We start from the raw sequence: 24697 nt of genomic DNA on the forward strand, positions 1-24697 counted from the left end.
CCGTCTGCGTTTCTCCGGTCCTAAGACATCAATCATCTGTTCTCCAATGACTAGTCTAAAAACTAGTATTAAGACTATCACTTATTTAAGTGATATTGGTTGTCTGGAGATTCTGGGGGCTAGTCTACCTTTACTCCGGGTTCCATCAAAAAATCTATCTTATGGCTATATTTTTGAGGCCCAGGGCATCCAGGCAACTAATAGATTAGCAAAATGGGTTCATATCACATCAGAAACGCTACCGCCCTCCCGTTTTAGTCGTTTACAGGCATGAAGTTATAGTTGATACCTGCGAAGTACTACAGATAAATCACGGGTGAGGTATGTTGCTGCCAATACAGGCAAAAAAGAATGGTTATAGTAGGAAGAAGGTGGCTTTTCGGAATTCATAAAGACAACTATTTCCAGGCTCCAAAATGTGCAACTTTTACCGATTCACCAGTCATAAAGCGATGTGTTTGAAATCAGAGGGTAGATAAGTGCGCTGTTCGTGCCGGATGCGGCGTAAACGCCTTATCCGGCCTACAAATTGCTACGAATTCACTATATTGCAATGGCGCGTAGGCCTGATAAGCGAAGCGCATCAGGCACTTGCGCGGTTTACCCCAACGCCTCCACAATCACCTGTGCCGCCCGTTCTCCCGACTTGCCATCCATAAACGCATCGCAATAGTGATGACGAATCTCCGTAAGCCGCGCCTGCACCGCACCCCAGTCAAACGCTTCTGACAATAAGTAACGCAGCTCTGCCATGTCATGAGCCACCGGCAATACTTCGCGGATTCGCTGGTCTGCACTCTCCGGTGTGGAGTAGCTTTTCTCGCCGTCGAGCAGTTCCGTCATGCCCGGAAAGTCGAGCAGGATCACCCGCTTATCAACGTGGATAGCATCGAAAATAAAGCCGCTGTTATCGGTGAGCACGTAATCGGCCTTTGCCAACAGTGCCAGCGTGTGGCGGGCAGAGTTGGTGCGCTGTTTTAAATGCCTGCGCGCCAGTGCCAGCGACGCCGCTTCTTCCGGGCGCGAGCAGGTGCCGTGGTGCAGTTTGCAAATCAAATTCACATCGCCACTTAAGCGCCCTAATTTTTCAGCCCAGTGGGGCAGGGAGCTTAATGCGCCAAACGTTGGGGCGTAGAGCAGCGTAGGTTTACGAAAATCGGGTTGGATATTTTCCGGCAACGTGCGGTCGAACGTGCCGTTATGCCAGGCGTCGAAGCGCGGGTTGCCAACCACTTTTGCATTGCCGAAATGTTCCAGCGCCCGCTGGCTGTAGTGGCTGTAACACAAAATGCGCTGATAAAAAACGTTCCAGTCGGCGTGATTCCAGGTTTCTTTGGCTAAGCCGTACATAGCGCGGACGTTCACCGCTGCCAGGCCATTGAGCGCGGGCGTGTGGTAGGGGCTGACCAGGCATTTCACTCGCTGACCGTGTGCCTGCATTTCAGACAAGCGCATACCTTTAAGCTGCGGATCGTCGATGTTTTTTAGCGTCTTCAGCATTTCATCAAGAAACGGTTTAAACACGCGGTCGTTGATCACCAGCGTGCAACTCTGCCCCAGCGCCTGCAGGGCAGTGATGATTGGGCGGTAGAGCGCGTAGTGGAAGGAGGTTTCCATAAAAAAGCCAATGGTGTCGGCAATGGGTAACGCGGATGGCTTTGTGGTTACGGGTAACTTATTGAAATAGTAACTAATGTTGTCGGTCGTTTTTTGCTCGATATCACTAAAGCCCGGTCGCTGGTAACAAAGACTCGGATAACAGGCCAGCCATTTGTCGGCGCGCAGTAGCGGCTGCCAGCAGGCTTCCAGCGAGTGCTCATCGTTGCTCATCTGCTGCGCCAGTTGCGGGTAGTAGCGGCTGTTCACCAGATAAGCGCACACTTTGCGGCAGTCCCGCGCGTGTACCAGCCCCGGCAAACTTTTTAGCATCGTTCCTTGCGAAATTTCGCCACCCAGAATCATCACCTGCCAGGGAATTTTCGCCAGGCTGGCGAGCAGGGTGTTCAGCACCTGAATATGTTTCTCCTGCTTGAGAATAACCGCGTCATCTTCCAGCAGCAGATAGTTTTGCCAGCCGTGCTGTTGCGCCAGGCGCAGCGCCTGCAAGTGTGACTGGCGGCGGCCCCGTTGACCGTTTTCATCTTCACAGGCGGCAAGGCGGGTGATCTTCTCGGGTGGAATATGCAGCAGTGCCAGTTCTTCACGGATCTGCTGTAAGCGATCCGGGCGTTTATCCAGATTCAGCAGAACGATCTGATCGACAGCCTTATGGTTGATCGCCTGATGATGAGTGGCGTTATGCAGACTCAGATAAGCATTGCGCAGCAGCGGGTCGCTGACGATATCCGCAAGCGCCGCGTTTACCGGCGTGCTGGCTGCGAGAATAAAGTCTTTATCAAAGGTGTTGTGGCTGTGCGAGATACACAGAATGGTGCGCTCGCCGGGCAGTTGCAGCGGGTTTACGCTGAAGTTGTTGGTGAAACTTTTCTCTTCGCCTAAATTGCAATCATCGTTGTAACGGTGCTTTTTCAGGTAGTTACGGTGATAGCAAAAGGTGCCGTTGAGGATGTTATGTGGGCCAAAGCTGCGGCTTTTGAAAATGCGGTTGATATGGCTGTACCAGATAGGGATCTGGTCGGAGCCGGAGATGAGCGCCCGATGTTTTTGCATCATGGCGATAGTCCAGGAGATTTTATCTGCCGGGTAGTAGTCGTCATCGTCCATGCAGAGGATGTATTCGCCGTTCGCCAGTGCGTTGAGCATGTTACGTTTTTTGCCCAGCGGCAGTTTTTCCGGGTGATGGATATAGCGAATGTTGAAGGCGTCCGGCTTACCATTGGTCAGGCGGTCAATGATGTGTTGATGGCTTTGCGGGGAGTCGTCGAGGATGACCAGTTCGCGGCGGTCTGCCGGGTAATCCTGATAGCGGTACATGTAAATCAGGTACGGCAGAAATGCGCCACGGTTCCAGGTTGGCGTAACGACGCTGACAAACGGTTTTTCGCGGTGAGTGGCGAGCGTTTTGATGATGGTTTGCATGATATGTTTACAAAGTAGATAAGGCCGGGAAAAACCGGCCTGAAAGCGTTAGCAAGGTAGCAGTGAAAACGCATAAAGCAGCGGATCTGCACAACATTCAGCCTGAATTTGTTGGCGAATCAGCAGCGCATTTTCGCTGGCTCGCCAGCGTTCAAATACCGCGAAGAGGGCGAAAATATCCTCCTGCCGCAACGGTGAACCATCCAGCGTCCACAAACTGATTAACGTGCGGATGAGATAAAAATCGCACACCAGCGGGAAATAATCCGCCCCGTCCGCCTGGCCAATCGCATCGTGGTAAACCCGGTAGATCAGGTAATTACGCAAAATCCAGGGCGAAGCTGTGAAATATTGCTGACAGGTGGTTTGCCACTGCGTCTGTAACTGCTGTTGCAACAGAGCTTCGCTGTTGGCGTCATGCAACGTCAGCAAAGTCACCTGCAACGGCAGCGAGGCTTTGCGCGGGCTTTCCGGTAGAATCGACCAGTCAAAAGCAAAATTACCGAGCAGCGTCACCAGTTGGCGCGCGATGTGTGGCACTGATGGTAGCCGGGCAAATTGTGCCTGCAACGTACCTTTTTGCGCATGGTCGGCCAGCGCCTGCGGCAGCGTCGTCAAACGGGCAAGCGTGTCGCCGTCTCTGCCTGGCATTTTACTGGCGCGGGAGAGCAGGAGCCCGACGGCATACAGTGAAAGCTCTGGTGTTAAATCGGCCAGCGCAAGGGTGCTTAAAATTACCTGGTTTACTATCGCATCACGCGCGGATAGCTCCGCGGCACTTTCTTCCACAGAGCGGTAGGTGAGCTGTAATTCAAAGGCGCTGGAGTCGTTGAGCACCGCTTCACAACTGGCAATATCGGTTAATGCCAGACTCTGGCGAATCTCATTCTTCCAGACCTTACGGACGTATAAAGGCGAAGCGGGATGGCACGCCAAAAAATTGCGTACATACTCCGGTTCATAACATTCAATAAAACTCATAGGTGGCTTCCAGTCTTTATTACTTTGCAGGATGTGCAATAAACGTGCCGGGAATTTTTTTATTCAAAAACAGAGGATTGGGGATCTGGCGGAAAATCCGTTTCCGCAATGGGGGAAGGTATTGCCGTTATCCCTGATAGAGAAAATCCGCTTCGCTACCTAAAAAAGCCTGAATAAATTCATACTGGCGAATTAACAGCTCGCCGTTTTTATCGTTATAGCTTTTACAGCGTTCCGCCTTTTGCTCAAGGCGTTGCCACAACTGCTGTGCAGCCGCTTTTTGAACCGCCGGAAGCCAGGCAAAAACCTGCGCCAGACCGTCACTATTGACGCTGACACCCAGCAGTTGCAGCAGGCAGTGCCGCTGATGGCTATGGCTGTGTAACTGCTCATAGTGATGGGTTATCTCATCGTTTACCGCCAGCAACTCTTCGCTGGCGCGGCGAATCATGCAGATCCGCTGACGCTGAAGCAGTTCGCGCAGGCAATCATACCGCGCGTCGTCGTCGCGAATGCCCTGCAGCAGCGCTTTTACCTGTTGTAACCGGATACTCACTTCATCGGCCTCTTAGTTCTGGAAAAAACTCAGCATGTCGCTGGCTAACTGTTCGGTGTCCACTTGCAGGCTGCCGGAGGCCAGCATCGCCTGCATTTGCGCCACTTTGTCGCTGTCGATATCGCTTTCGTTCTGGTCGTTCAGAGTTTGCTGGGCAGACTGCAATCCCGCCTGGGTAATGTCGTCGGCGTTTAGCGTCGTGGTGGTGGTTGCCGTGCTTTTGCGCGACTGGCTGGAGCCTGCCGTCGTGGCTGTCGGGCGATTGCCTGGCATAGTCGGGGTGATTTTCATCGCAACCTCGTCTCGGTATTTGGGTGGGTTACTCTGGTAGAGCGGTTAACAGGCGGCAAAACTTTAATCGCCTGCGCAAATTACTCCGCGCTTACCGTCGTCACCACACCGCTTTCCGCCACCCTCGCGCTGATGACCCGCTGGCTGTTGGCATTGCGCACTTTCACCATCTCGCCTTTGCGGCCATTTTTCAGCGCCACGCCGGGCATTGAGGCGGTGATCCCCGCGCTCTGGTAAACAATCATCACCGGCTGATCGCGCTCGACCAGCACTGGAGAAACCAGCTCTTCTTTGGTGAGCGGTTTACCCGGTTGCAGCGCGTGCTTACTGCTTAAACCAATTGCGTCATTGAGCTCCATCAACACATCCCGCCGCTGGGCGCTGACGTTGTAGGGCTTCAACTCCACATCATTTGCCGTAAGCGGCGTGTCGCGGGCAATCACTGACTTTGCCATCACCACCGGCACCCGCACATCCGGGCGTACCGCCACGTTCATCTGCCAGCTTTGTGGGCAACTGACGGTGAAGTTCATCCGGTTGAGGGCGATGTCTGCAGGCGAAGTCAGTGTGACGCCAGGTGTCGTAGCACAGGGCGTGGCGGTCGCAATCTGCGAGGGAATGTAGACGTTAAAGGTGTAGCGATAGTCATGCCACTGCCGCTGTTGCGCCAGTGATTCAATCTGCTGGCTGGCGGCGTTCAGTACCTGAGCGTTGACTTGTTCCCGCGCGCTATGTTGCACGGGATGGACGGCGGCGTAGCCCGGTAAGGCCAGCGTCAGGAGAAAGAACATCTTCCGCCCGCAAAATTGAAAACTCATAAACCCTTTCTCTTCAGTCACTTAAAAAATGGCACGGCGATTGCTTAGCGTATGCGGATTGAGGCAGGAGTGACGCAAGAAATGGGGATCAGTTTTCAACAAGCATTGGGAGTGCATCCGCAGGCAGTGAAGTTACGTCTTGAGAGGACCGAGCTACTGACTGCGAATCTGGCGAATGTCGATACGCCAAATTTCAAGGCTAAAGATATTGATTTTGCCAGGGAGATGCAACGGGCAAATAACGCGGCGGTGGATGTCCAGTACCGCGTGCCGATGCAGCCGTCGGAAGATGGCAACACCGTGGAACTGAACAGCGAACAGGCGCGGTTTTCACAAAATAGTATGGATTATCAAAGCAGTCTGACCTTTCTGAATCTGCAAATCAGCGGCATCAGAGAGGCCATTGAAGGGAAATAAGCATGTCTTTTACTGATATCTATCAGATTTCTGGCTCAGCGATGACGGCGCAAACGCTGCGTCTGAATACCGTTGCCAGTAACCTGGCGAATGCCAATGCACCCGCCAGCAGCGAGGCGCAGGCGTATAAAGCGCGTAGCCCGGTGTTTGCCGCGGTGTATCACCACAGTTTGTTGGCGGGAACGCATCGCCACGCGATCGACGGTGCGAGCGTACAGGTGCAGGACGTGCTGCAAACCGGCGGGGCGGTGAAACACTATGAGCCGCATTCGCCGCTGGCCGACGCCAACGGTGATGTCTGGTATCCCGACGTCAACGTGGTGGAACAGATGGCGGACATGATGTCGGCCTCGCGCGATTTTGAAACCAACGTCGATGTGCTCAACAACGTGAAAAGTATGCAGCAAAGCCTGCTGAAACTGGGAGAAGCCTGATGAATACCCTGGCGCTGAATGCGCAATCGCCGCAGCCGACCGCCACGGCGGAAAACAACACCGTGGCGGCCAGCGATACGCAAAGCAGCAGCGATAGCTCGCCCGTCGATACTTTCCTGACGCTGTTTGTCGCGGAGATCCAAAACCAGGACCCGACTGACCCGACCGACGCTACCGAATATATCGACCAGCTTTCGTCGATGGCGCAGGTGGCGATGATGGAAGAGATGAGCGTGCAGGCCAACACCAACGCGGTGCTGATGAGCAATATTCAGGTGATGGCGCTCGGCAACCTGGTGGGTGACGACATTATGGTGCAGACCACCGCCTTGCAGGTGAGCGACCAGACCATTAACGGCCGCGCGACGCTGGACGACGCCTGTACTACCGCCGATCTCCACTTTACCGATGCCGCAGGCGATGACTACACCGTCTCGCTGATCCCGGAGGGCAGTTCTTCCGTGGGGCCAGGCCAGGTCGATTTCTCGGTAAATCCCGCCGATTACGGCATTCCGCCGGGTGATTACGACGTCTCAGTGGTGACCAACACCGGGGAAGAAGAGGTGCCGATTGAAGTCTCCGGCGAAGTGGAAGATGTGCGCATCCCGCTCGACGGTAGCTCTCCGGTGCTCAACGTTGCAGGCGTGGGCGAAGTGCCATTCACCATGATTAGCCAGTTTGGCGTACCCGATACCGACAGTGATGTAGCGTGATGACCGGTGCCAAATTGCCTGATGCGCTTCGCTTATCAGGCCTACATGAAACTGCAATGTATTGAATCTGCATGGTTTTGTAGGCCGGATAAGGCGTTCACGCCGCATCCGGCGTTAGGTGCAAGATGCCTGATGCGACGCGTGCGCGTCTTATCAGGCCTACGAGTCCACGCATATTTTTATGTTTGCACCCATATGTAGGCCGGATAAGGCGTTCACGCCGCATCCGGCAAAACAACGGGCACGCTGTCAAAAATTTGAATTAACAGGAAGAAACAATGAGTTATGAAATTGCCGCAACGGGGCTGAATGCCGTTAACGAACAGCTCGACGGGATCAGTAACAACATCGCCAATGCCGGAACGGTGGGCTATAAGTCGATGACCACCCAGTTTTCAGCTATGTATGCCGGAAGCCAGGCAATGGGCGTCAGCGTGGCGGGTACGGCGCAGAGTATTTCGCGCGGTGGTTCGCTGGTCTCCACCGGTAACGCGCTGGATCTGGCGATTAACGACGACGGCTTTTTTGTTACCTGCGACAGCGCGGGCAATATCTCTTATACCCGTGGCGGCTCGTTTGAAACCGACAAAAACGGCTATATCGTTAACGCCTCGGGTGATTACTTGCAGGGCTATCCGGTCGATGACAGCGGCACCCTGCAAACTGGCACGGTCACCGATATCCAGATAAAAACCGGCAATATTCCGGCGCAGGCCAGCAGCAGCCTGACTTTTACCGCCAACTTCAACGCCAGCGACGCGGCTATCGATCGCACCACCGTACCGTTCGACCCGGCCAACAGCAGCTCGTATACCGACAGCTACACCACCACGGTGTATGACTCATTGGGTAACGAACACTCGGTATGCCAGTACTTCACCAAAACCAGCGATAACACCTGGGAAGTGCAGTATACCTTCGATGGTCAGCAGCAGACTGGCGTTCCGGCGACGACATTAACCTTCGACCCGAATACCGGGAAACTAACCTCGCCCACCACGCCGCAGACGATTGAGTTTCAGACCGATGCCGCCGCCCCCATCGATTTAACCGTCAATTACTCCACCTGTACGCAATACGGCTCTGACTTCTCGGTCACCACCAATTCCGCCAACGGCTACGCCTCCGCAACGCAAAACGGTGTGCAGGTCGATGACGATGGCAAAGTTTACGCCACCTACAGCAACGGCGAGCGCATGTTGCAGGGGCAGGTGGTGCTGGCAACCTTCCCGAATGAAAACGGTCTGGAGGCGGTGAGTGGCACCGCGTGGGTACAAACCGGGGAATCGGGTACGCCGCTGATTGGCGTTCCTGGTTCCGGCACCTGCGGCACGCTGTCGTCGGGCGTGCTCGAAAGCTCCAACGTCGATATCACCAGCGAACTGGTCAACCTGATGACCGCCCAGCGTAACTACCAGGCCAACACCAAAGTTATCGCCACCAGCACGCAGCTCGATGACGCGCTGTTCCAGGCAATGTAATGGATCGCTTGATTTATACCGCCCTGAGCGGGGCTTCCCAGACTTTGTACGAGCAACAAATTAGCGCCAACAACCTGGCGAACGTCAACACCAACGGTTTTCGTGCCGACATGGCGATGGCGACCAACGACAAGGTGAAAGGCGGCGGCTTCGATACGCGCTATATGGCGCAGGAAGGGGCCAGCGGCGTGAACGACAGTACGGGTGTGGCGGAGAAGACCGAACGCCCGCTGGACGTGGCGATTCAGGGCGCGGGTTACATTGCGGTGCAGGATAAAAACGGCAACGAAGTCTATACCCGCAACGGCAACATCCAGCAGGACGACCAGGGGCAACTGACCATCGACGGCAATCTGGTGCTGGGAGATAACGGGCTGATCATTCTGCCGCCGAACGCCATCGCCTCGTTTGGCAGCGACGGTACGCTCTCGGTGACGCCCGATGACGGCGATGTGACCGCGACGATGGATATCGACCGCCTGAAGCTGGTGGATATTCCGGTCGCTGACCTGGCGAAAAACGGCGAAGGGATGCTGGTGACTGCCGATGGCGTTCTGGCTCAGCGCGATGAAAACATCAAAGTCAGCGGCGGTTTTCTGGAGGGCAGCAACGTCTCGGCGGTGAGCGAGATGATGTCGTCTATCGCCATGAACCGTCAGTTTGAAGCGCAGATCAAGATGATGAAAACCGCAGAAGATATCAGCGACGCGGGCAACCGCTTATTGCGCGGCTCGTAACCGCACATCGTAGGCCGGATAAGGCGTTCACGCCGCATCCGGCAATCGGCGGCAGAAAAACAACACGGAATTTACCACCATGAACGCAGCATTATGGATCAGCAAAACCGGCCTCTCGGCGCAGGATGCTGAAATGAGCGCGATTGCCAACAACATCGCCAACGTTAACACCACCGGCTTCAAGCGTGACCGGGTGATGTTTCAGGATCTGTTCTACCAGACCCAGGAAGCGCCGGGCGCGATGCTCGACCAGAACAACATCATGCCGACCGGGCTGCAATTCGGTAGCGGCGTGCGCATTGTCGGCACTCAGAAAACCTTCACCGAAGGCAACGTCGAAACCACCGACAACGCGATGAATGTCGCCATTATGGGGCAGGGATTTTTGCAAGTGCAAAAGGCCAACGGCGATATCGCCTATACCCGCGATGGCAACTTGCAGGTGAACGCCGACGGCGTGCTGACCAATTCGCAGGGCTTGCCGTTGCAGCCAGAAATCGACGTCCCGGCGGGGGCGACCAACGTCGCTTTTGGTGAGGACGGTACGGTGACGGCGATCTTACCCGGCGACAGCGATGTGACTGAGTTAGGGCAACTGACACTGGTGAACTTCGCCAACCCCGCAGGGCTTTCCGCCGAAGGTGACAACCTGTATCTGGAAACCGCCGCCAGCGGTCAGCCGACCGAGGGCGTGCCGGGCGAAGATGGGCTGGGCACCTTGCAGGACAACGCGCTGGAAGGCTCGAACGTGGATATCGTCAACGAAATGGTGGCGATGATTACGGTGCAACGCGCTTACGAGATGAACGCCAAAATGGTCTCGGCGGCGGACGATATGCTGCAGTACATCAGCCAGACGTTGTAAGGCGAAATGTCGGATGCGACGCTGACGCGTCTTATCCGACCTACCAGGGCTCATAACTCTTTGTATTTTAAACAGGCAGAACGTGAAAAATTATCTCTGGCTGGTGGCGCTGCTTCCCCTGCTTAGCGGGTGTGAATCGCAGGCCATTCTGGTCAAAAAAGACGACGCATACTTTGCACCACCGAAAACCGAAGCGCCGCTCCCGGCTGACGGGCGTGCCGGAGGCGTGTTTGAAACGGGCTACAACTGGTCGCTCACCGCCGATCGGCGGGCTTATCGCGTGGGCGATATTCTGACGGTGATCCTCGAAGAATCTACCCAGTCGAGCAAACAGGCGAAAACCAACTTCGGCAAAAACAACACCGTTGATATTGGTGCGCCGACGATTTTTGGTCACACCAAAGATAAGCTTTCCGGCTCCATCGACGCCAATCGCGACTTTGACGGCAGCGCCACTTCCCAGCAGCAGAACAGCCTGCGCGGAGAGATCACCGTTTCTATCCATGCGGTGCAGCCCAACGGTATTCTGGAAATTCGTGGCGAGAAATGGCTCACCCTCAACCAGGGTGATGAATACATCCGTTTAAGCGGCCTGGTGCGCGCCGACGACATCCAGAACGACAACTCGGTTTCCTCCCAGCGGATTGCCGACGCTCGCATCTCCTATGCCGGACGCGGCGCGTTAAGCGACGCCAACGCCGCAGGCTGGCTGACGCGGCTGTTTAACCATCCTCTGTTCCCGATTTAATGCCGGAGAGTGCAATGCAAAACTGGATCAAGACCGTGGTTCTCGCCATAAGCCTGGCGCTGCCCGGCGTGGCGCTGGCGCAATCGCTGGAGTCGCTGGTCAACGTACAGGGCGTGCGTGAAAACCAACTGGTCGGCTACAGCCTGGTGGTCGGCCTCGACGGCACCGGTGATAAAAACCAGGTCAAATTCACCAACCAGACCATCACCAATATGCTGCGCCAGTTTGGCGTGCAACTGCCGAATAAAATCGACCCGAAGGTGAAAAACGTCGCGGCGGTGGCGGTGAGCGCCACGCTGCCGCCGATGTACTCGCGCGGGCAGACCATTGATGTCACCGTTTCGTCGATTGGTGATGCGAAAAGTATTCGTGGCGGCACCTTGCTGCTGACCCAATTGCACGGCGCGGATGGCGAAGTTTATGCCCTGGCGCAGGGTAGTGTGGTGGTGGGCGGGATGAATGCCACCGGAGCCAGCGGCTCAAGCGTAACGGTTAATACGCCAACCGCCGGGTTAATTCCCAACGGCGCGACGGTGGAACGCGAGATCCCCAGCGATTTTCAGATGGGTGACACCATCACCCTCAACCTGAAACGTCCGTCGTTTAAAGATGCCAACAATATTGCGGCGGCGATCAACGCCTCGTTTGGCGGCATTGCCATCGCGCAGAGTTCTACCAACGTTACCGTGCGCGCGCCCACCAGCCCCGGCGCGCGGGTGGCGTTTATGTCGCAACTGGACGATGTGCAAGTGCAGGCGGAGAAAGTCCGCGCCCGCGTGGTGTTTAACTCACGTACCGGCACGGTGGTGATGGGCGATGGCATCGCGCTGCATGCGGCGGCGGTGTCGCACGGTAGTTTGACCGTCTCGATTAACGAAACCAGCAACGTCAGCCAGCCGAACGCCCTTGCTGGCGGGCGCACGGCGGTCACGCCGCAAAGCAATATCGCGGTGAATCATGCGCGTCCGGGCGTAGTCAGTTTGCCGGAGTCCAGCAGCCTGAAAACGCTGGTCAATGCGTTGAACAGCTTAGGCGCAACGCCGGACGATATTATGTCGATTTTGCAGGCGCTGCATGAAGCGGGCGCGCTGGATGCCGACCTGGAGGTGATCTGATGAAAGTGAACGCCAGCAGCGGGATTGACGGCAGCGACGCATTAATGGGGCCGAAGGTTCAGGCCAATGACATCAAGCAGGCCGCGGAACAGTTTGAGGCGATCTTTTTACGCAACATGCTGAAAGAGATGCGAAAAACCAATGAGCTTTTCGATTCGAAAGATAACCCGTTTAACAGCGATTCGGTGCGCATGATGCAGGGGTTTTATGATGATGAGTTGTGTAACACCCTGGCGCAGCAGCACGGGATTGGCATTGCGGCGATGATTGTGAAGCAGTTGTCACCAAAGCATAAATGAGGCTCCGGCGTTTGGTGCCTGATGCGCCGCTGTCGCGTCTTATCAGGCCTACGAGTCCGCACATATTTTTATGTTTGCGCCCATATGTAGGCCGGATAAGGCGTTTGGCACCCGGTTTACGGAACTTAAGAATCCCCATCTTCACGCCGCTTTTAACCGGCACGATTTACCGGTAAGGACCCAACATGGACATGATCAACATCGGCTACAGCGGCGCATCAACGGCGCAGGTGGAGCTGAACGTCACGGCGCAAAACACCGCTAACGCCATGACCACGGGCTATACCCGCCAGGTGGCGGAGATCAGCACCATCGGCGCCAGCGGTGGTTCGTCGAACAGCGCCGGTAACGGCGTGCAGGTCGACAGCATTCGCCGCGTCTCTAACCAGTATCAGGTGAATCAGGTGTGGTATGCCGCCAGCGATTACGGCTATTACAGCACCCAGCAAGGGTATCTTAGTCAACTGGAAGCGGTACTGAGCGACGATAACAGCAGCCTGAGCGGCGGTTTCGACAACTTCTTCGCCGCCCTTAATGAAGCGACCACCAGCCCTGATGATTCCGCCCTGCGCGAGCAGGTGATCAGCGAAGCCGGGGCGCTGTCGCTGCGTATCGACAACACGTTGGATTACATCGACTCGCAAAGCACGGAAATCATCAGCCAGCAGCAGGCGATGGTGTCGCAAATCAATACGCTCACCAGCGGCATCGCCAGCTATAACCAGCAAATCGCCCAGGCCGAAGCCAACGGTGATAACGCCTCCGCGCTGTACGACGCTCGCGATCAGATGGTGGAAGAACTCAGCGGAATGATGGATGTGCAGGTCAATATCGACGACCAGGGCAACTACAACGTCACCCTGCAAAACGGTCAGCCGCTGGTGAGCGGGCAGCAAAGCTCAACCATCGCGCTGGAAACCAACGCCGATGGCACACCGACCATGTCGCTGACTTTTGCCGGAACCACCTCGACGATGACCACCGACACTGGCGGTTCATTAGGCGCACTGTTTGATTATCAAAACGATGTGCTGACGCCGCTGAGCGACACCATCAACAGCATGGCGTCGCAGTTTGCCGATGCGGTCAACAACCAACTGGCGCAGGGCTACGATCTCAACGGTAACCCCGGTGAGCCGCTGTTTATTTATGACGCCAGCAACGCTGATGGCCCTCTGACCGTTAACCCGGATATCACTGCCGATGAGCTGGCGTTTTCCAGTTCGCCGGACGAAAGCGGTAACAGCGACAACCTGCAGGCGCTGATCAATATCTCTACCGAACCGCTGGAAATCGACAATCTTGGCAGCGTGACGGTCGGGCAGGCGTGCTCGTCAATCATCAGCAATATCGGCATCTACAGTCAGCAAAACCAGACGGAAGTCGATGCCGCGTCTAATGTCTATTCCGCAGCGCAAAATCAGCAGAGCAGCGTCAGCGGCGTCAGCATGGACGAAGAAGCGGTGAATCTGATCACTTATCAACAAATTTATGAAGCCAATCTGAAAGTCATTTCCGCCGGCGCCGAGATTTTCGATTCGGTGCTGGAAATGTGCAGCTAAGCGGGAGCGTGAGAATGCGAGTAACCACCCAACAAACCTACGTCTCGATGACGCAAAGCTTTAATAATCTCTCCGGCGACCTGGCGCATGTGGTCGAGCAGATGGCAACCGGCAAGCAGATTTTACAGCCGTCGGACGACCCCATCGCCGCCACGCGCATCACCCAGTTGAACCGCCAGCAGTCGGCTATTGAGCAGTATCAGAGCAATATCGACTCCGCGTCGGCGGGGTTAAGCCAGCAGGAGTCGATTCTCGATGGCGTCAACAACAGCCTGCTGGCGGTGCGCGACGACCTGCTGGAAGCGGCGAATGGCACCAATACCGCCGATTCGCTCGCAAGTCTCGGGCAGGATATTGAGTCGCTCACCGAATCAATGGTCGCGGCGCTGAACTACCAGGACGAAGACGGGCACTACGTGTTTGGCGGCACTATCAACGATCAGCCGCCGATCGTGGTGGTAGATGATGATAGCGATGGCGTCACCGACAGCTACAGTTATCAGGGCAACAGCGATCACCGCCAGACTACCGTGTCAAACGGCGTGGACGTGGATACCAACGTGGCGGCGAGCGATTTCTTCGGCAGCAACTTAGACGTGCTTAACACGCTTAATTCCCTGTCGCAGGAGCTGCAAAACCCGGACGTTGACCCGGCAGATCCGCAGGTGCAGAGCGATATTCAGAACGCCGTTGATGTAGTGGACACCGCCTCGGACGACCTCAACGCCTCGATTGCTTCACTTGGTGAGACGCAGAACACCATGTCGATGTTGAGCGATGCGCAGACCGATATCTCCACCTCCAACGATCAGTTGATTGGCTCTTTACAGGATCTCGATTACGGCCCGGCGTCGATCACCTTTACCGGACTGGAAGTGGCAATGGAAGCTACCCTCAAGACTTACTCGAAAGTGAGTGAGTTGAATTTGTTCAGCGTTCTCTAACTCTTTCAGGAACAGTATGCAGGTCGGACTTACATCTTCATCACTCGCCACCGGCGGCGCGCATAGCGCTGCGGTATCGTCGTCAACCGTTGCGCCCACTCAGGCGGTGCGACAAAAGCTCCCGGCGACGGCGAGTGAATATCCGGCTTCGCCGCTGATTACCACTCGCCCGCAGCGTTACAGCGTACAGCTTAATGACCAGCTCACCACGTTGCAGCAGGCGGATCATTATCTCGGGCAACTGGAGCAGCAGTTGCTCGATTATCGTCATAGCCAGCGTAAGGGTGGGCAGGCGCCGAGTTCAGCGCTGATGCAGATGCTGGACAAACGTACTACTCTTTCTGGCGGTGCGGTGGACCGCCAGTTGCAGCCAGTGTTACAGGGGGCAGCGCGGGTGGCCTTTCACTCGCCGGATCTGGCGAATCTCGTGCACAATCCCACGCCGGGAACGCGGATGTTCAGCGTCTCTGACGGGCGGCAGACCCAGCTTGCGGCGGTGATGCTATCTGAGGATGACAACACCGGGCAGTATCAGACGCGGCTGACCAACGCTTTGCGCCGCGTGGGCGTGCAGATGCATCAGCAGGCAGACGGCATCAGTTTTTCCGCCACCGAAAAACAGTGGCCTCATATTGAACGCACCTTAAGCGTGCGCACCGATGGCGATAAGTCGGCGTTTATTCTGCTGAAAACCTTTGCTGGACCCTCTGAGGCCGAGCGTTTAACGCAAAGTTTGCAACAGGGCGGGGCGGGGATTTCTCACATATTAGAAAACATTAACCAGCAGCGCGCCCAGATGGCGGTGCAGCAAGAAAAAGCGCGGCAGTTGATCGACGGCATGTCGCGCTTCCCGCAAACAGAAAATGCGGTGCAGGCGTCGGAGAATCTCGGCGGCGTGCTCGACAGCGCCAATCATAACTATCAGGTTTTATTGCAGGCGGTGAAGGGCCAGGCGCGAATTTCCAGCCAGACGGTGAGGAATTTATTGGGGTAATTATCGGTAGGCCGGATAAGATGCCTTTAGCGTCGCATCCGGCATATATTGGTACTCATCAGCACTTCTGCACAGTATTTAATAACTTCTCTAAATTCTGATACATCGCGCTACTAATATCGCTATTCTGCCAGCTTTCCACATTAAAGGTTAATTGCCAGCTTCCGTTGCACTGGTTACGCAGAACGATATCACTCTCCAGTCGGTCACGAACATATTTATAATAAGTTGTCATGGTCATATTGTGCGCTGACAATAAATTATCTAATTTTTCTTTTCCTGGAGTGAGAGTTTGTGAAAGTAATGGCGCAGTATTAGTCCCCCCATCAGTGCTAAGATGAAATATCTTTATTCTCGGACTATTGACCGTTTCTTTAATCAGTTGCGGCGTATCAGGCATATTTTTATCGTAGCTATAACCTACGGTTGAGCCAACGGCGATGGCAACAGTTAACATTGTCAGCCCCAGCACATAATTACGTTTTTTACGGGCGGGGAGTAATGGTGTGGCGGGTAATGTTTTTTCGTCACGAACAGGTGAAACAACTTCCTGCGGTTCAACTGCAATATTCAATGTTTCAGCCGATGCTGATGCAGGTAAGGAAATATATTCTTTATTACACAGATAACCTTTCTTCGGAATGGTTTTAATAATGTTCTGTTGTTTACCATCATCGTCAATAGCAACACGTAAGGCGTGGATCGCCGTAGGCAGGCTGTTGCCGCCAACAATGCGGTTTTTCCACACTTCGGCACATAAATAAGATCGCGATAAAACCGTCTCGGCATTTTTTGCTAATGTTTCCAGCAAAATAAAATGGTATTCGCCAAGACGACGCATTTCACCCGTTTCACAATGAATTAAGGCATTAAGCGACGGGTCCATCCGCCAGTTGTTGATAATAATACTCATAGTTGAGTTTACCTTAGCAAGGGATAAATGTTTCCTGATAGTACGCTGCATTAAGCAGGGTCTTATACATCCTTGAGAAGATGATTTTACTGCGTGATAATTAATATTTAATGATAATAGGATTATTCTTAATCTCTATATGGCGTGAGAATGTAACGAAATGACTGGCGAGTCACAATAGTAAAATGTGTGTTATTTGCAACGCAATGTAAATATTAGCATCAGTTCGTTGGGTAATAATCAATTTTTCTGCTGATAATCTGAGTGATAACAATCAGTTGGCGATGACATGTTTTGTCACCTGGCCATGTAGCATATATTGCTAATAATCTTTTTATCTGAATTTAGGTTCTGCTTTTTTTAGCTAAAAGTGGCATTCGATAAAATGGACTGAAAAATTTTTTATGGTCATTTTAAGTTTGCTCATGGGATGTCGTTTTTACAGGGTATCGAAACGAACACGATTAATCCCAAGGAGCAGTATCATGTTATCTATGAATACCAATAACGCCTCAATGGCCGCCGTTAATGCAATCAGCAAAAGTAGTTCTTCTCTTTCTACTTCTATGGAACGCCTGGCGACCGGTAACCGTATTAACTCTTCAGCAGATGATGCCGCGGGCAAACAGATTGCTAACCGTTTGACGGCACAGTCCAGCGGTATGGGCGTTGCGCTGAGCAACATTAACGATGCGACGGCGATGCTGCAAACCGCAGATAGCATGTTTGATGAAATGTCTGATGTGCTGGGTCGTATGAAAGATCTCTCCACCCAGGCGGCGAACGGCACTTACAGCGACGACGACCTGCAGGCGATGCAGGATGAATACGACGAACTGGGTCAGCAGATGTCTGACATGCTGCAAAATACTACTTATGGCGGCACCAACCTGTTCGGTGTTTCCGGCACCAGCAACACCGGCACTGACGGCCTGTTCCAGAGTGCGGTGACTTTCCAGGTAGGCGCGGAGTCTTCCGACACCATGACCGTGAACATTTCAAGCCAACTGAACACGCTGGTGACGGATCTTTCTGCTATCAGCAACTCCTTTAGCGCGGATCAGGCAGACACCACGGGTACTGCGGGCGTTTCTGGCGGTACTGAGCTGACTGCGTCTGGCTCGGCCAACCAGATGATCACCAGCATTTCTACCGCGATGGATGACGTTTCGCAGATCCAGTCCAAGCTGGGCGCGTCTATCAACCGTCTTAACGACACCGCCAACAACCTGACCAGCATGCAGGACAACACCGAAGTGGCGATCGGTAACATTATGGATACCGACTACGCGACGGAAGCGTCCAACATGACCAAACAGCAGGTGCTGATGCAAACCGGCATCACCATGCTGAAACAGTCCAACAGCATGTCCAGCATGGTTTCCAGCCTGCTGCAGTAATGGCGGATTGCCGGATGCGGCGTAAATGCCTTATCCGGCCTACAAAATATTGCAAATTCAATATATTGCAGAAACCTTGTAGGCCTGATAAGCGCAGCGCATCAGGCAATGTTGCGTTTGTCATCAGTCTCAACACCGCCTGCGGGCGGTGTTGTCCTTTCTGCGGCAGGCACTCTTCCGCCAGACCGGAAATGGTCTTTCCGCCTGTTTTTCAATTAATTGATTATTCACATAAAAATTGTTGGCACGCCTTTTGCCAATAATCTGACATCGTAATCCGGAGTCATCAATGATTAACCCAAGAACCATTGCGCAAGAAATCGCGTATGCCGATGTTGCCACTCAGGCAGCAAATTTGCAGGAGAAGCAGAGCGAGCTGGATGCTGAAAGCAGCGGCCTGGACTCGCTCAGCTCGGCGTTGAGCGATTTTCAGAGTGCTGTCGATGCGCTGAACAGCGATACCGACGGCCCGGTGACTTTTGCTGCTTCCAGCAGTAATGACTCCGCCACCGTTTCCGCCAATTCCCAGGCGCAGGGCGGAAGCTACTCGTTTTATGTCGAGCAACTGGCACAGGGGCAGCAGACCACGTTCAGTATGGGCGACGACGCCTTTTCCGCCACCGGCACTTTTGAACTGACGATGGGCGACAGCAGCATGGATATTGATCTGTCGGCGGCGGATCAGAACGGTGATGGCGATGGTTTTATCGATGCCAGTGAGCTGGTGAATGCGATTAACGACTCCGATGACAATCCCGGCGTTTCGGCGGCACTGGTAAAAACCGACGGCACCACCACCATTATGCTCACCTCCGAAAGCACCGGAGCACAGAGCGCGTTCTCGGTGAGCGTGACCGGGCATGACGCCAGCAACGATAGCGCCAGCGCGCCCGTTGCCACGGATGTTTCCTCCGCCCAGGACGCGATTATTCATCTCGGCAGCGCCACGGGGCCGGCGATCACCAACAGCAGCAATACATTTGATGATGTGATCCCCGGCGTCACCATGACGTTCACCGAAGTCAGCGATTCTGACAGCGATCTCACCACCTTTAACATCAGCGAAGATTCCAGCGCCAGCCAGGAGAAAGTACAGACCTTTGTTGATGCCTATAACACTTTGATTGATACGGTTGATTCGCTGACCACCCACGGTGATGACAGCAGCAGCGCCGGGGTCTTTGCGGGTGATGCAGGACTCAGTTCACTGGCGAACCAGCTCGATGACATCGCCCATGCCAGTTACAACGGCGTGTCGATTGTGGATTATGGCATCACCCTCGATTCTCACGGTCACTTGCAGATCGACTCCGACCAGTTCAACGACGAAATGGCGAAAAACCCGGACGGTCTGGCGTCAATTTTCGTCGGTGACAACAGCATGGTGGCGCAGATGGACGACCTGATTAACACCTATACGGACTCCAGCAACGGCATCATCACTCTGCGCCAGCAGAACATTGACGATCAGATGAGCAAAATTCAGGACGAAAGCGATCAGCTTACCGATACCTATAACGCCAACTACGACCGTTATCTTGAGGAGTACACCAACACACTGGTTGAGGTGTACACCATGAAAGCCAGCATGGCGGCATTCGCGTAACTCACAAGGAATATCCCTAAAGATGTACGAAGTACAGGATGGTTATTCGCAATATAAAGAGATTGACCTTGCGGCTCGCACTGCTGCGGCGTCACCTCTCGAACTGGTACTGGTGCTGTTTTCTGGCCTGATGGATGAGCTGGAACGCGCCAAAAGCCACATTGAAGGGCGACGTTTCGAGAAGAAAGCCCAGAGCATCAACAAATGCATCGATATTCTCAATGCGCTCACCAGTTCGCTGGAGTTTGAAACCGGCGGCGAGCTGGTGGTGAATCTTTCGCGTCTGTATGACCACTGTGTTTATCGTTTGTATGAGGCCAGCGGCGAACTGTCGGCAGAGAAAATCGATGAAGTGATGCTGATTTTAAGCAACCTGCGCGAAGGCTGGGAAGGGCTTTCGGGCAAGCTGGGTTAACGCAATGGAAAAAGAACGCAGGCAACTTTTCGCGCTGGTTACGGCGATGAACGAAGCACTGGATAAACAGCGCTGGCGACGCCTTCCGGTGCTGCATCAGCAGTTGATGCGCCAGTTTCATGTCTATGAAGAGGCTGAAACTGACGCTGCACAATTGCGTGTGGTGAAAGCGCAACTTCATGCCGCGTTTAGCGTATTGATTGCCCGACGCGAGCAGAGAACTGAAGTGCTGAAAGCACGCATGGAGAGACACCAGCAACATCAGGAAGGCGTGCTGGCCTACTCAATTGTTAATTTACTTTCGGAGAAGCCATGAATCCGGCATTGCTTGCCACGCTTGGAACGCTTGCGCAAACCGCCGCGCTGAAAACGGACATTTTGCCGCCGGTGAGCGGTGAAAACGTACCTGCTTTTACCCTGCCGAAAATGGCGGTGGCCGCGGTGGCGGAGCGCGTTCATAGCGCTAAATCCCCCCAGCAACAGGTGACGCGCCCGCAGGAGAGCGATCCGGCAGCGATGCAGGCGCTAATGGCGCTGTTACTGCCGCAACCTGCCGCGCCGCATCAGGACACGCCGCAGCCGCGAAACGTGGCGACATCTCCGGTTATCCGGCAACTGACGAAAGCGGCGGCGCAAAACACACCGCAACACCCGATGCAGCAGGAACTCACGTCGTTACCACCGCAATTACAGGAGCTGGTCAGCCAGTTGCCGCAGGCAAAGCCTGAACAGCAGGCCAGACTGGCAACTTACGCCAGTGAAGATTTACGCGCCATTGCGCCGGTGCAACAGCGCACGCCCGCTAAACCAGAACGCGCGAAGCCTGAGCCGACCCGTGTGACCACGCGTCCTCCAGTAGAGCGTAAAAGCGATAAAGCAGCAGAAACAGAACCCGTCATTTCGCGCGTTGTGTTGCCAGTTAAAACGCCGGAACGGGTCAGCGATCATCAGGAGATTGCCACTAAACCTGTCACCCTCTCGATGGACGAGCTGGGCGAAAAATTGACGACGCTTTTGAAAGATCAGATCCATTTCCAGCTCAACAAACAGCAGCAGATCTCGACAATCCGCCTTAATCCACCGTCGCTTGGCAAGCTCGAGATCGCTGTGCAACTGGATAGCGGCAAACTGACGGTGCATATCGGCGCTAACCAAAGTGAGGTTTGTCGCGCGTTGCAGCAGTTTAGCGACGATCTTCGCCAGCATCTGACGGCGCAAAATTTTATGGAGGTGAACGTGCAGGTCTCCTCCGAAGGGCAGTCGCAGCAGCAACAACAGTCGGGCCATCAGCAGGAGGAGGTGAGTGCCGCCTTACAGCTTGATGATGAGCCTCAATTTCAACAAAACGAATCCGTTTTGATCAAAGTGTAAAGGCAAGATGAAGAGAATTGTGGTGGCAGGCGTGGTCAGTGCCGTTCTGGCGTTGGTGGTAGGAGCCGGGGCAGGGTGGGGAGTCTGGCATCATTATGCCGGAAAAGGAAAACCGACTGCCGTAGCGCGGATGGAATCGGTGGAAACGATGGATGAAAGCAAAAGCGTGTTTGTGACGTTGCCGGAAACCATTGTCACTCTGCATGACAACAACGGCGCGGATCATTATTTGTCGGCGGAATTAGTCATGGTGGTCGCCAGTGATAAAGAGGCCGAAAAAATAAAACATCAGGAGCCGCTGTATCAAAGCATTGCGGTTGAGTGCCTGACGGAAATGAAATTTGAAGATTTGCGTGGCATGAAAATATCGGCCATCCGCAAACTGATTTCTGATGCGCTAAAGAAAGATCTTCAGCGTCGCAAAATGAGCACACCGTATAAGGATTTGCTGGTGAAAAAAGTGGTCTTCCAGTAATCACCAGACGGATATAAACATGCTACAGGACGTATTCGAGTCAGAAGAATTTACTGCCGCGCCGCTATTAACCCCGCAGCAGGAGAGCCACTATTTACAGGCCTATTTACCGCTGGTGCGCAAAGTGGTGCGGCAACTCGCGCCGCAGTGCAACTGCATTATTGACCGCCAGGATATGGAACAAACGGCGTTAATGGGGCTGCTTAATGCCATTCGTCGCTACGGGCTGCCTGATGAAGGTTTTGCAGGTTATGCCGTGCATCGAATTCGCGGCGCGATCCTTGATGAGCTGCGTGCGCTCGACTGGCGACCGCGGCAGTTGCGGCAGAAATATCATCAGATGAAAGACTTGATTCGTGAGACGCGTAAAAAACTGGGGCACGAACCAGAGTGGCAGGAACTGGTTCGCGAGGGCATTTCTCATGAAGATTATCTCGAATATCTTCAACTGGAAGGTGCGGAAACCCTCGCCAGTCTGGATGAATTGCTTGGCGTTGAAGGCCACAGTATCCCGCTTGCCGGAAGAGAGCTGGAAGAACAAATCATTACCCAGCAAATGCTGCAACACGCGCTTTCACAATTGAGTGAAAAAGAGCAACTGATCCTCTCTATGTATTACCAGCATGAGATGAATCTCAAAGAGATCGCGCTGGTATTAGGACTGACCGAAGCCAGAATTTGTCAATTGAATAAACAGATCGCGCAGAAAATTCGTGATTTTGTCTATCCGAATTAAAGTGAAAAAATTATGCAAAAAATAGTAGGTTTATTGGTGGTGCTCGGCTGCGTATTTGGCGGGTACTTTGAAGCGGGCGGGCAATTAATTGCTATCTGGCAACCTGCAGAGATAGTTATTATTTTAGGGGCCGGTTTTGGGGCGATGATTATTGGCAACCCAAAACATGTGCTGAAAGAAATCGCCCATCAAATCAAAGGCGTGATCAGTAAAAAACAGCTCGGGCCGGAGTTTCAGCGTCAGCTATTAATGTGCCTGTATGAATTGCTCGAAATGGTGCAAAACGGCGGCCTGCGCATGCTGGATCAGCACATTGAGCAGCCGGAAGAGAGCACTGTTTTCCAGAAATACCCGCTGGTGTTAACCCAGAAGCGGCTGGTGACCTTTATTGCCGATAACTTTCGCCTGATGGCGATGGGCAAAATTGACGCCCATGAACTGGAAGGCATTCTCGATCAGGAACTGGACACCGCCGAAGAGTCGCTGCTAACGCCGTCGCGTTCGCTGCAACGTACCGCCGAAGCGATGCCAGGGTTTGGCATTTGTGCGGCGGTGTTGGGCATCATCATCACCATGCAGTCGATTGATGGATCTATCGCCCTGATTGGCCTGAAAGTGGCGGCGGCGCTGGTGGGGACGTTTTTAGGCGTATTTATCTGTTATTGCCTGATGGACCCGCTCGCCAACGCCATGGAACAACAGGCGCGGGCGGAACATTCTCTGCTGGAGTGTGTGCGTACTGTGCTGGTAGCCCAGGCGGGCGGTAAACCGACCCTGCTGGCGGTAGATGCGGGACGTAAGTTGCTGCATCTGGCATCCAAGCCGACCTTCGCTAACCTCGACGCGTGGGTGAATGCGATGCTGGAGCAAGATTAAGCATGAGAAAGACGGGCAACCGCCGCGAGCGCGGGGCAAAAACGACCATCGTCCGGCGGCAGATCAAAAAGAACCATGCCGGGCATCACGGCGGGGCGTGGAAAGTGGCCTTTGCCGACTTTACTCTGGCAATGATGGCGCTGTTTATGACGCTGTGGATTGTCAACAGCGTCAGTAAATCTGAGCGGGAAAGCATTATCGCCGCGCTGCACGGGCAGTCGATTTTCAACGGCGGTGGATTGTCGCCGTTAAATAAAATTAGCCCGACCCACCCGCCGAAACCCGCTACCGTGGCGGTGCCGGAAGAGACGGAGAAAAAAGTGCGCGATGTGAACGAGAAAACGGCGCTGCTTAAGAAGAAATCCGCCACCGAGCTTGGCGAACTGGCGACCGATATCAACATCATCGCCCGCGATGCGCATATGGAAGCGAATCTGGAGATGGAAATTGTCCCGCAGGGATTGCGCGTGCTGATTAAAGACGACCAGAACCGCAATATGTTTGAACGCGGCAGCGCGAAGATTATGCCGTTCTTTAAAACCCTGCTGGTGGAGCTCGCGCCGGTGTTCGACTCGCTCGATAACAAAATTATTATTACCGGGCATACCGATGCGATGGCCTATAAAAACAATATCTACAACAACTGGAACCTTTCGGGCGACCGCGCGCTTTCGGCTCGTCGCGTGCTGGAAGAAGCCGGAATGCCAGAAGATAAAGTGATGCAGGTGAGTGCGATGGCTGACCAGATGTTGCTGGATACCAAAAATCCGCAAAGCGCGGGTAACCGACGTATTGAGATTATGGTGCTGACCAAAAGCGCGTCCGATACGCTGTATCAATATTTTGGCCAGCATGGCGACAAAGTGGTGCAGCCGTTGGTACAAAAGCTGGATAAACAGCACGGGTAGCAA

Annotated in this window: 28 protein-coding genes; 22 read left to right on the forward strand and 6 right to left on the reverse strand. The window is 54.1% G+C overall.

Annotation, left to right across the window (positions count from 1 at the left end; all coding sequences use genetic code 11):
• A partial coding sequence (locus tag C7B16_RS25055) for a hypothetical protein (protein ID WP_375122099.1) occupies window positions 1–274 on the forward strand: 274 nt, incomplete at its 5' end.
• Window positions 275–600: 326 nt separating this feature from the next.
• On the opposite strand, the gene C7B16_RS19045 is transcribed toward C7B16_RS25055, so the two are convergent.
• From C7B16_RS19045 to flgA, 5 genes are all read right to left on the reverse strand, one after another.
• On the reverse strand, window positions 601–3039 hold the full coding sequence (locus C7B16_RS19045) for a glycosyltransferase (RefSeq protein WP_107179997.1): 2439 nt from the start codon (window positions 3037–3039) through the stop codon (window positions 601–603).
• Window positions 3040–3087: 48 nt separating this feature from the next.
• Window positions 3088–4020 carry a lysine-N-methylase gene (locus tag C7B16_RS19050; RefSeq protein ID WP_123057385.1) on the reverse strand — a complete coding sequence of 311 codons (933 nt, stop codon included), beginning with the start codon at window positions 4018–4020 and terminating at the stop codon, window positions 3088–3090.
• 127 nt (window positions 4021–4147) lie between these two features.
• Window positions 4148–4576, reverse strand: coding sequence for a flagellar protein FlgN (locus C7B16_RS19055; protein WP_038355513.1), 429 nt, complete (start codon window positions 4574–4576; stop codon window positions 4148–4150).
• Between the two features lie 12 nt (window positions 4577–4588).
• Window positions 4589–4867 (reverse strand): flagellar biosynthesis anti-sigma factor FlgM, encoded by a 279-nt coding sequence (gene flgM / locus C7B16_RS19060; protein ID WP_107179999.1) that lies wholly within the window; start codon window positions 4865–4867, stop codon window positions 4589–4591.
• An 80-nt stretch (window positions 4868–4947) separates the two neighbouring features.
• Window positions 4948–5685: a flagellar basal body P-ring formation chaperone FlgA gene (flgA, locus tag C7B16_RS19065; protein WP_085448689.1), complete on the reverse strand. Its 738-nt coding sequence runs from the start codon at window positions 5683–5685 to the stop codon at window positions 4948–4950.
• Window positions 5686–5766: 81 nt separating this feature from the next.
• Here flgA and C7B16_RS19070 point away from each other — a divergent pair, with 81 nt between their 5' ends.
• The 12 genes from C7B16_RS19070 to C7B16_RS19125 all read left to right on the forward strand — a co-directional run bounded on the left by C7B16_RS19070 (window position 5767) and on the right by C7B16_RS19125 (window position 15994).
• Window positions 5767–6102, forward strand: a complete 336-nt coding sequence (locus C7B16_RS19070) for a flagellar basal body protein (RefSeq protein WP_000512950.1) — start codon at window positions 5767–5769, stop codon at window positions 6100–6102.
• Window positions 6103–6104: 2 nt separating this feature from the next.
• A complete protein-coding gene (gene flgC, locus C7B16_RS19075) occupies window positions 6105–6536 on the forward strand; it encodes a flagellar basal body rod protein FlgC (protein ID WP_038355509.1) in 432 nt (143 codons plus the stop codon).
• Window positions 6536–7249 carry a flagellar hook capping FlgD N-terminal domain-containing protein gene (locus C7B16_RS19080; protein WP_107180000.1) on the forward strand — a complete coding sequence of 238 codons (714 nt, stop codon included), beginning with the start codon at window positions 6536–6538 and terminating at the stop codon, window positions 7247–7249. Before flgC ends, C7B16_RS19080 begins: the two co-directional genes overlap by 1 nt.
• Before the next feature lie 278 nt (window positions 7250–7527).
• Window positions 7528–8730, forward strand: coding sequence for a flagellar hook protein FlgE (gene flgE, locus C7B16_RS19085; protein ID WP_038355508.1), 1203 nt, complete (start codon window positions 7528–7530; stop codon window positions 8728–8730).
• The gene (locus tag C7B16_RS19090) at window positions 8730–9467 is read left to right on the forward strand and encodes a flagellar basal body rod protein FlgF (protein WP_107180001.1); all 738 of its coding nucleotides are present in this window, start codon (window positions 8730–8732) and stop codon (window positions 9465–9467) included. The genes flgE and C7B16_RS19090 overlap by 1 nt, the downstream gene beginning before the upstream one ends.
• A 79-nt stretch (window positions 9468–9546) precedes the next feature.
• Window positions 9547–10332 carry a flagellar basal-body rod protein FlgG gene (gene flgG / locus C7B16_RS19095; RefSeq protein ID WP_000990540.1) on the forward strand — a complete coding sequence of 262 codons (786 nt, stop codon included), beginning with the start codon at window positions 9547–9549 and terminating at the stop codon, window positions 10330–10332.
• A gap of 82 nt (window positions 10333–10414) precedes the next feature.
• Window positions 10415–11080: a flagellar basal body L-ring protein FlgH gene (flgH, locus tag C7B16_RS19100; protein ID WP_105225092.1), complete on the forward strand. Its 666-nt coding sequence runs from the start codon at window positions 10415–10417 to the stop codon at window positions 11078–11080.
• A 14-nt stretch (window positions 11081–11094) separates the two neighbouring features.
• Window positions 11095–12195: a flagellar basal body P-ring protein FlgI gene (locus C7B16_RS19105; RefSeq protein WP_122984250.1), complete on the forward strand. Its 1101-nt coding sequence runs from the start codon at window positions 11095–11097 to the stop codon at window positions 12193–12195.
• Window positions 12195–12494 carry a rod-binding protein gene (locus tag C7B16_RS19110; protein WP_105266753.1) on the forward strand — a complete coding sequence of 100 codons (300 nt, stop codon included), beginning with the start codon at window positions 12195–12197 and terminating at the stop codon, window positions 12492–12494. Before C7B16_RS19105 ends, C7B16_RS19110 begins: the two co-directional genes overlap by 1 nt.
• Window positions 12495–12679: 185 nt before the next feature.
• On the forward strand, window positions 12680–14056 hold the full coding sequence (flgK, locus tag C7B16_RS19115) for a flagellar hook-associated protein FlgK (protein ID WP_107180002.1): 1377 nt from the start codon (window positions 12680–12682) through the stop codon (window positions 14054–14056).
• A gap of 14 nt (window positions 14057–14070) precedes the next feature.
• The gene (gene flgL / locus C7B16_RS19120; RefSeq protein ID WP_107180003.1) at window positions 14071–15000 is read left to right on the forward strand and encodes a flagellar hook-associated protein FlgL; all 930 of its coding nucleotides are present in this window, start codon (window positions 14071–14073) and stop codon (window positions 14998–15000) included.
• A 16-nt stretch (window positions 15001–15016) separates the two neighbouring features.
• A complete protein-coding gene (locus tag C7B16_RS19125; RefSeq protein ID WP_107180004.1) occupies window positions 15017–15994 on the forward strand; it encodes a flagellar hook-associated protein in 978 nt (325 codons plus the stop codon).
• A gap of 58 nt (window positions 15995–16052) precedes the next feature.
• On the opposite strand, the gene C7B16_RS19130 is transcribed toward C7B16_RS19125, so the two are convergent.
• Window positions 16053–16907 (reverse strand): winged helix-turn-helix domain-containing protein, encoded by an 855-nt coding sequence (locus C7B16_RS19130; RefSeq protein WP_038355500.1) that lies wholly within the window; start codon window positions 16905–16907, stop codon window positions 16053–16055.
• Between the two features lie 485 nt (window positions 16908–17392).
• On the opposite strand from C7B16_RS19130, the gene lafA reads away from it, so the two are divergent.
• The 9 genes from lafA to lafU all read left to right on the forward strand — a co-directional run bounded on the left by lafA (window position 17393) and on the right by lafU (window position 24694).
• Window positions 17393–18307 (forward strand): lateral flagellin LafA, encoded by a 915-nt coding sequence (gene lafA, locus C7B16_RS19135; RefSeq protein WP_038355499.1) that lies wholly within the window; start codon window positions 17393–17395, stop codon window positions 18305–18307.
• Window positions 18308–18596: 289 nt separating this feature from the next.
• On the forward strand, window positions 18597–19913 hold the full coding sequence (gene fliD, locus C7B16_RS19140; RefSeq protein WP_107180005.1) for a flagellar filament capping protein FliD: 1317 nt from the start codon (window positions 18597–18599) through the stop codon (window positions 19911–19913).
• A gap of 22 nt (window positions 19914–19935) precedes the next feature.
• Complete coding sequence (fliS, locus tag C7B16_RS19145) at window positions 19936–20328, forward strand: flagellar export chaperone FliS (RefSeq protein WP_038355497.1); 393 nt, start codon at window positions 19936–19938, stop codon at window positions 20326–20328.
• Window positions 20329–20332: 4 nt separating this feature from the next.
• Window positions 20333–20644, forward strand: a complete 312-nt coding sequence (locus tag C7B16_RS19150; protein WP_038355496.1) for a hypothetical protein — start codon at window positions 20333–20335, stop codon at window positions 20642–20644.
• Complete coding sequence (locus C7B16_RS19155; protein ID WP_107180006.1) at window positions 20641–21699, forward strand: flagellar hook-length control protein FliK; 1059 nt, start codon at window positions 20641–20643, stop codon at window positions 21697–21699. Before C7B16_RS19150 ends, C7B16_RS19155 begins: the two co-directional genes overlap by 4 nt.
• A gap of 7 nt (window positions 21700–21706) precedes the next feature.
• Window positions 21707–22174, forward strand: a complete 468-nt coding sequence (locus C7B16_RS19160; RefSeq protein WP_038355494.1) for a flagellar basal body-associated FliL family protein — start codon at window positions 21707–21709, stop codon at window positions 22172–22174.
• 19 nt (window positions 22175–22193) lie between these two features.
• Window positions 22194–22910, forward strand: a complete 717-nt coding sequence (locus tag C7B16_RS19165; RefSeq protein WP_038355493.1) for a FliA/WhiG family RNA polymerase sigma factor — start codon at window positions 22194–22196, stop codon at window positions 22908–22910.
• Window positions 22911–22922: 12 nt separating this feature from the next.
• Window positions 22923–23786 carry a flagellar motor stator protein MotA gene (gene motA / locus C7B16_RS19170; RefSeq protein WP_038355492.1) on the forward strand — a complete coding sequence of 288 codons (864 nt, stop codon included), beginning with the start codon at window positions 22923–22925 and terminating at the stop codon, window positions 23784–23786.
• Between the two features lie 2 nt (window positions 23787–23788).
• A complete protein-coding gene (gene lafU / locus C7B16_RS19175) occupies window positions 23789–24694 on the forward strand; it encodes a putative lateral flagellar export/assembly protein LafU (RefSeq protein ID WP_038355491.1) in 906 nt (301 codons plus the stop codon).
• The last annotated feature ends 3 nt before the right edge of the window (window positions 24695–24697 follow it).

Source organism: Escherichia sp. 20412-1 (assembly GCF_003027595.1).
GTDB lineage: Bacteria > Pseudomonadota > Gammaproteobacteria > Enterobacterales > Enterobacteriaceae > Escherichia > Escherichia marmotae.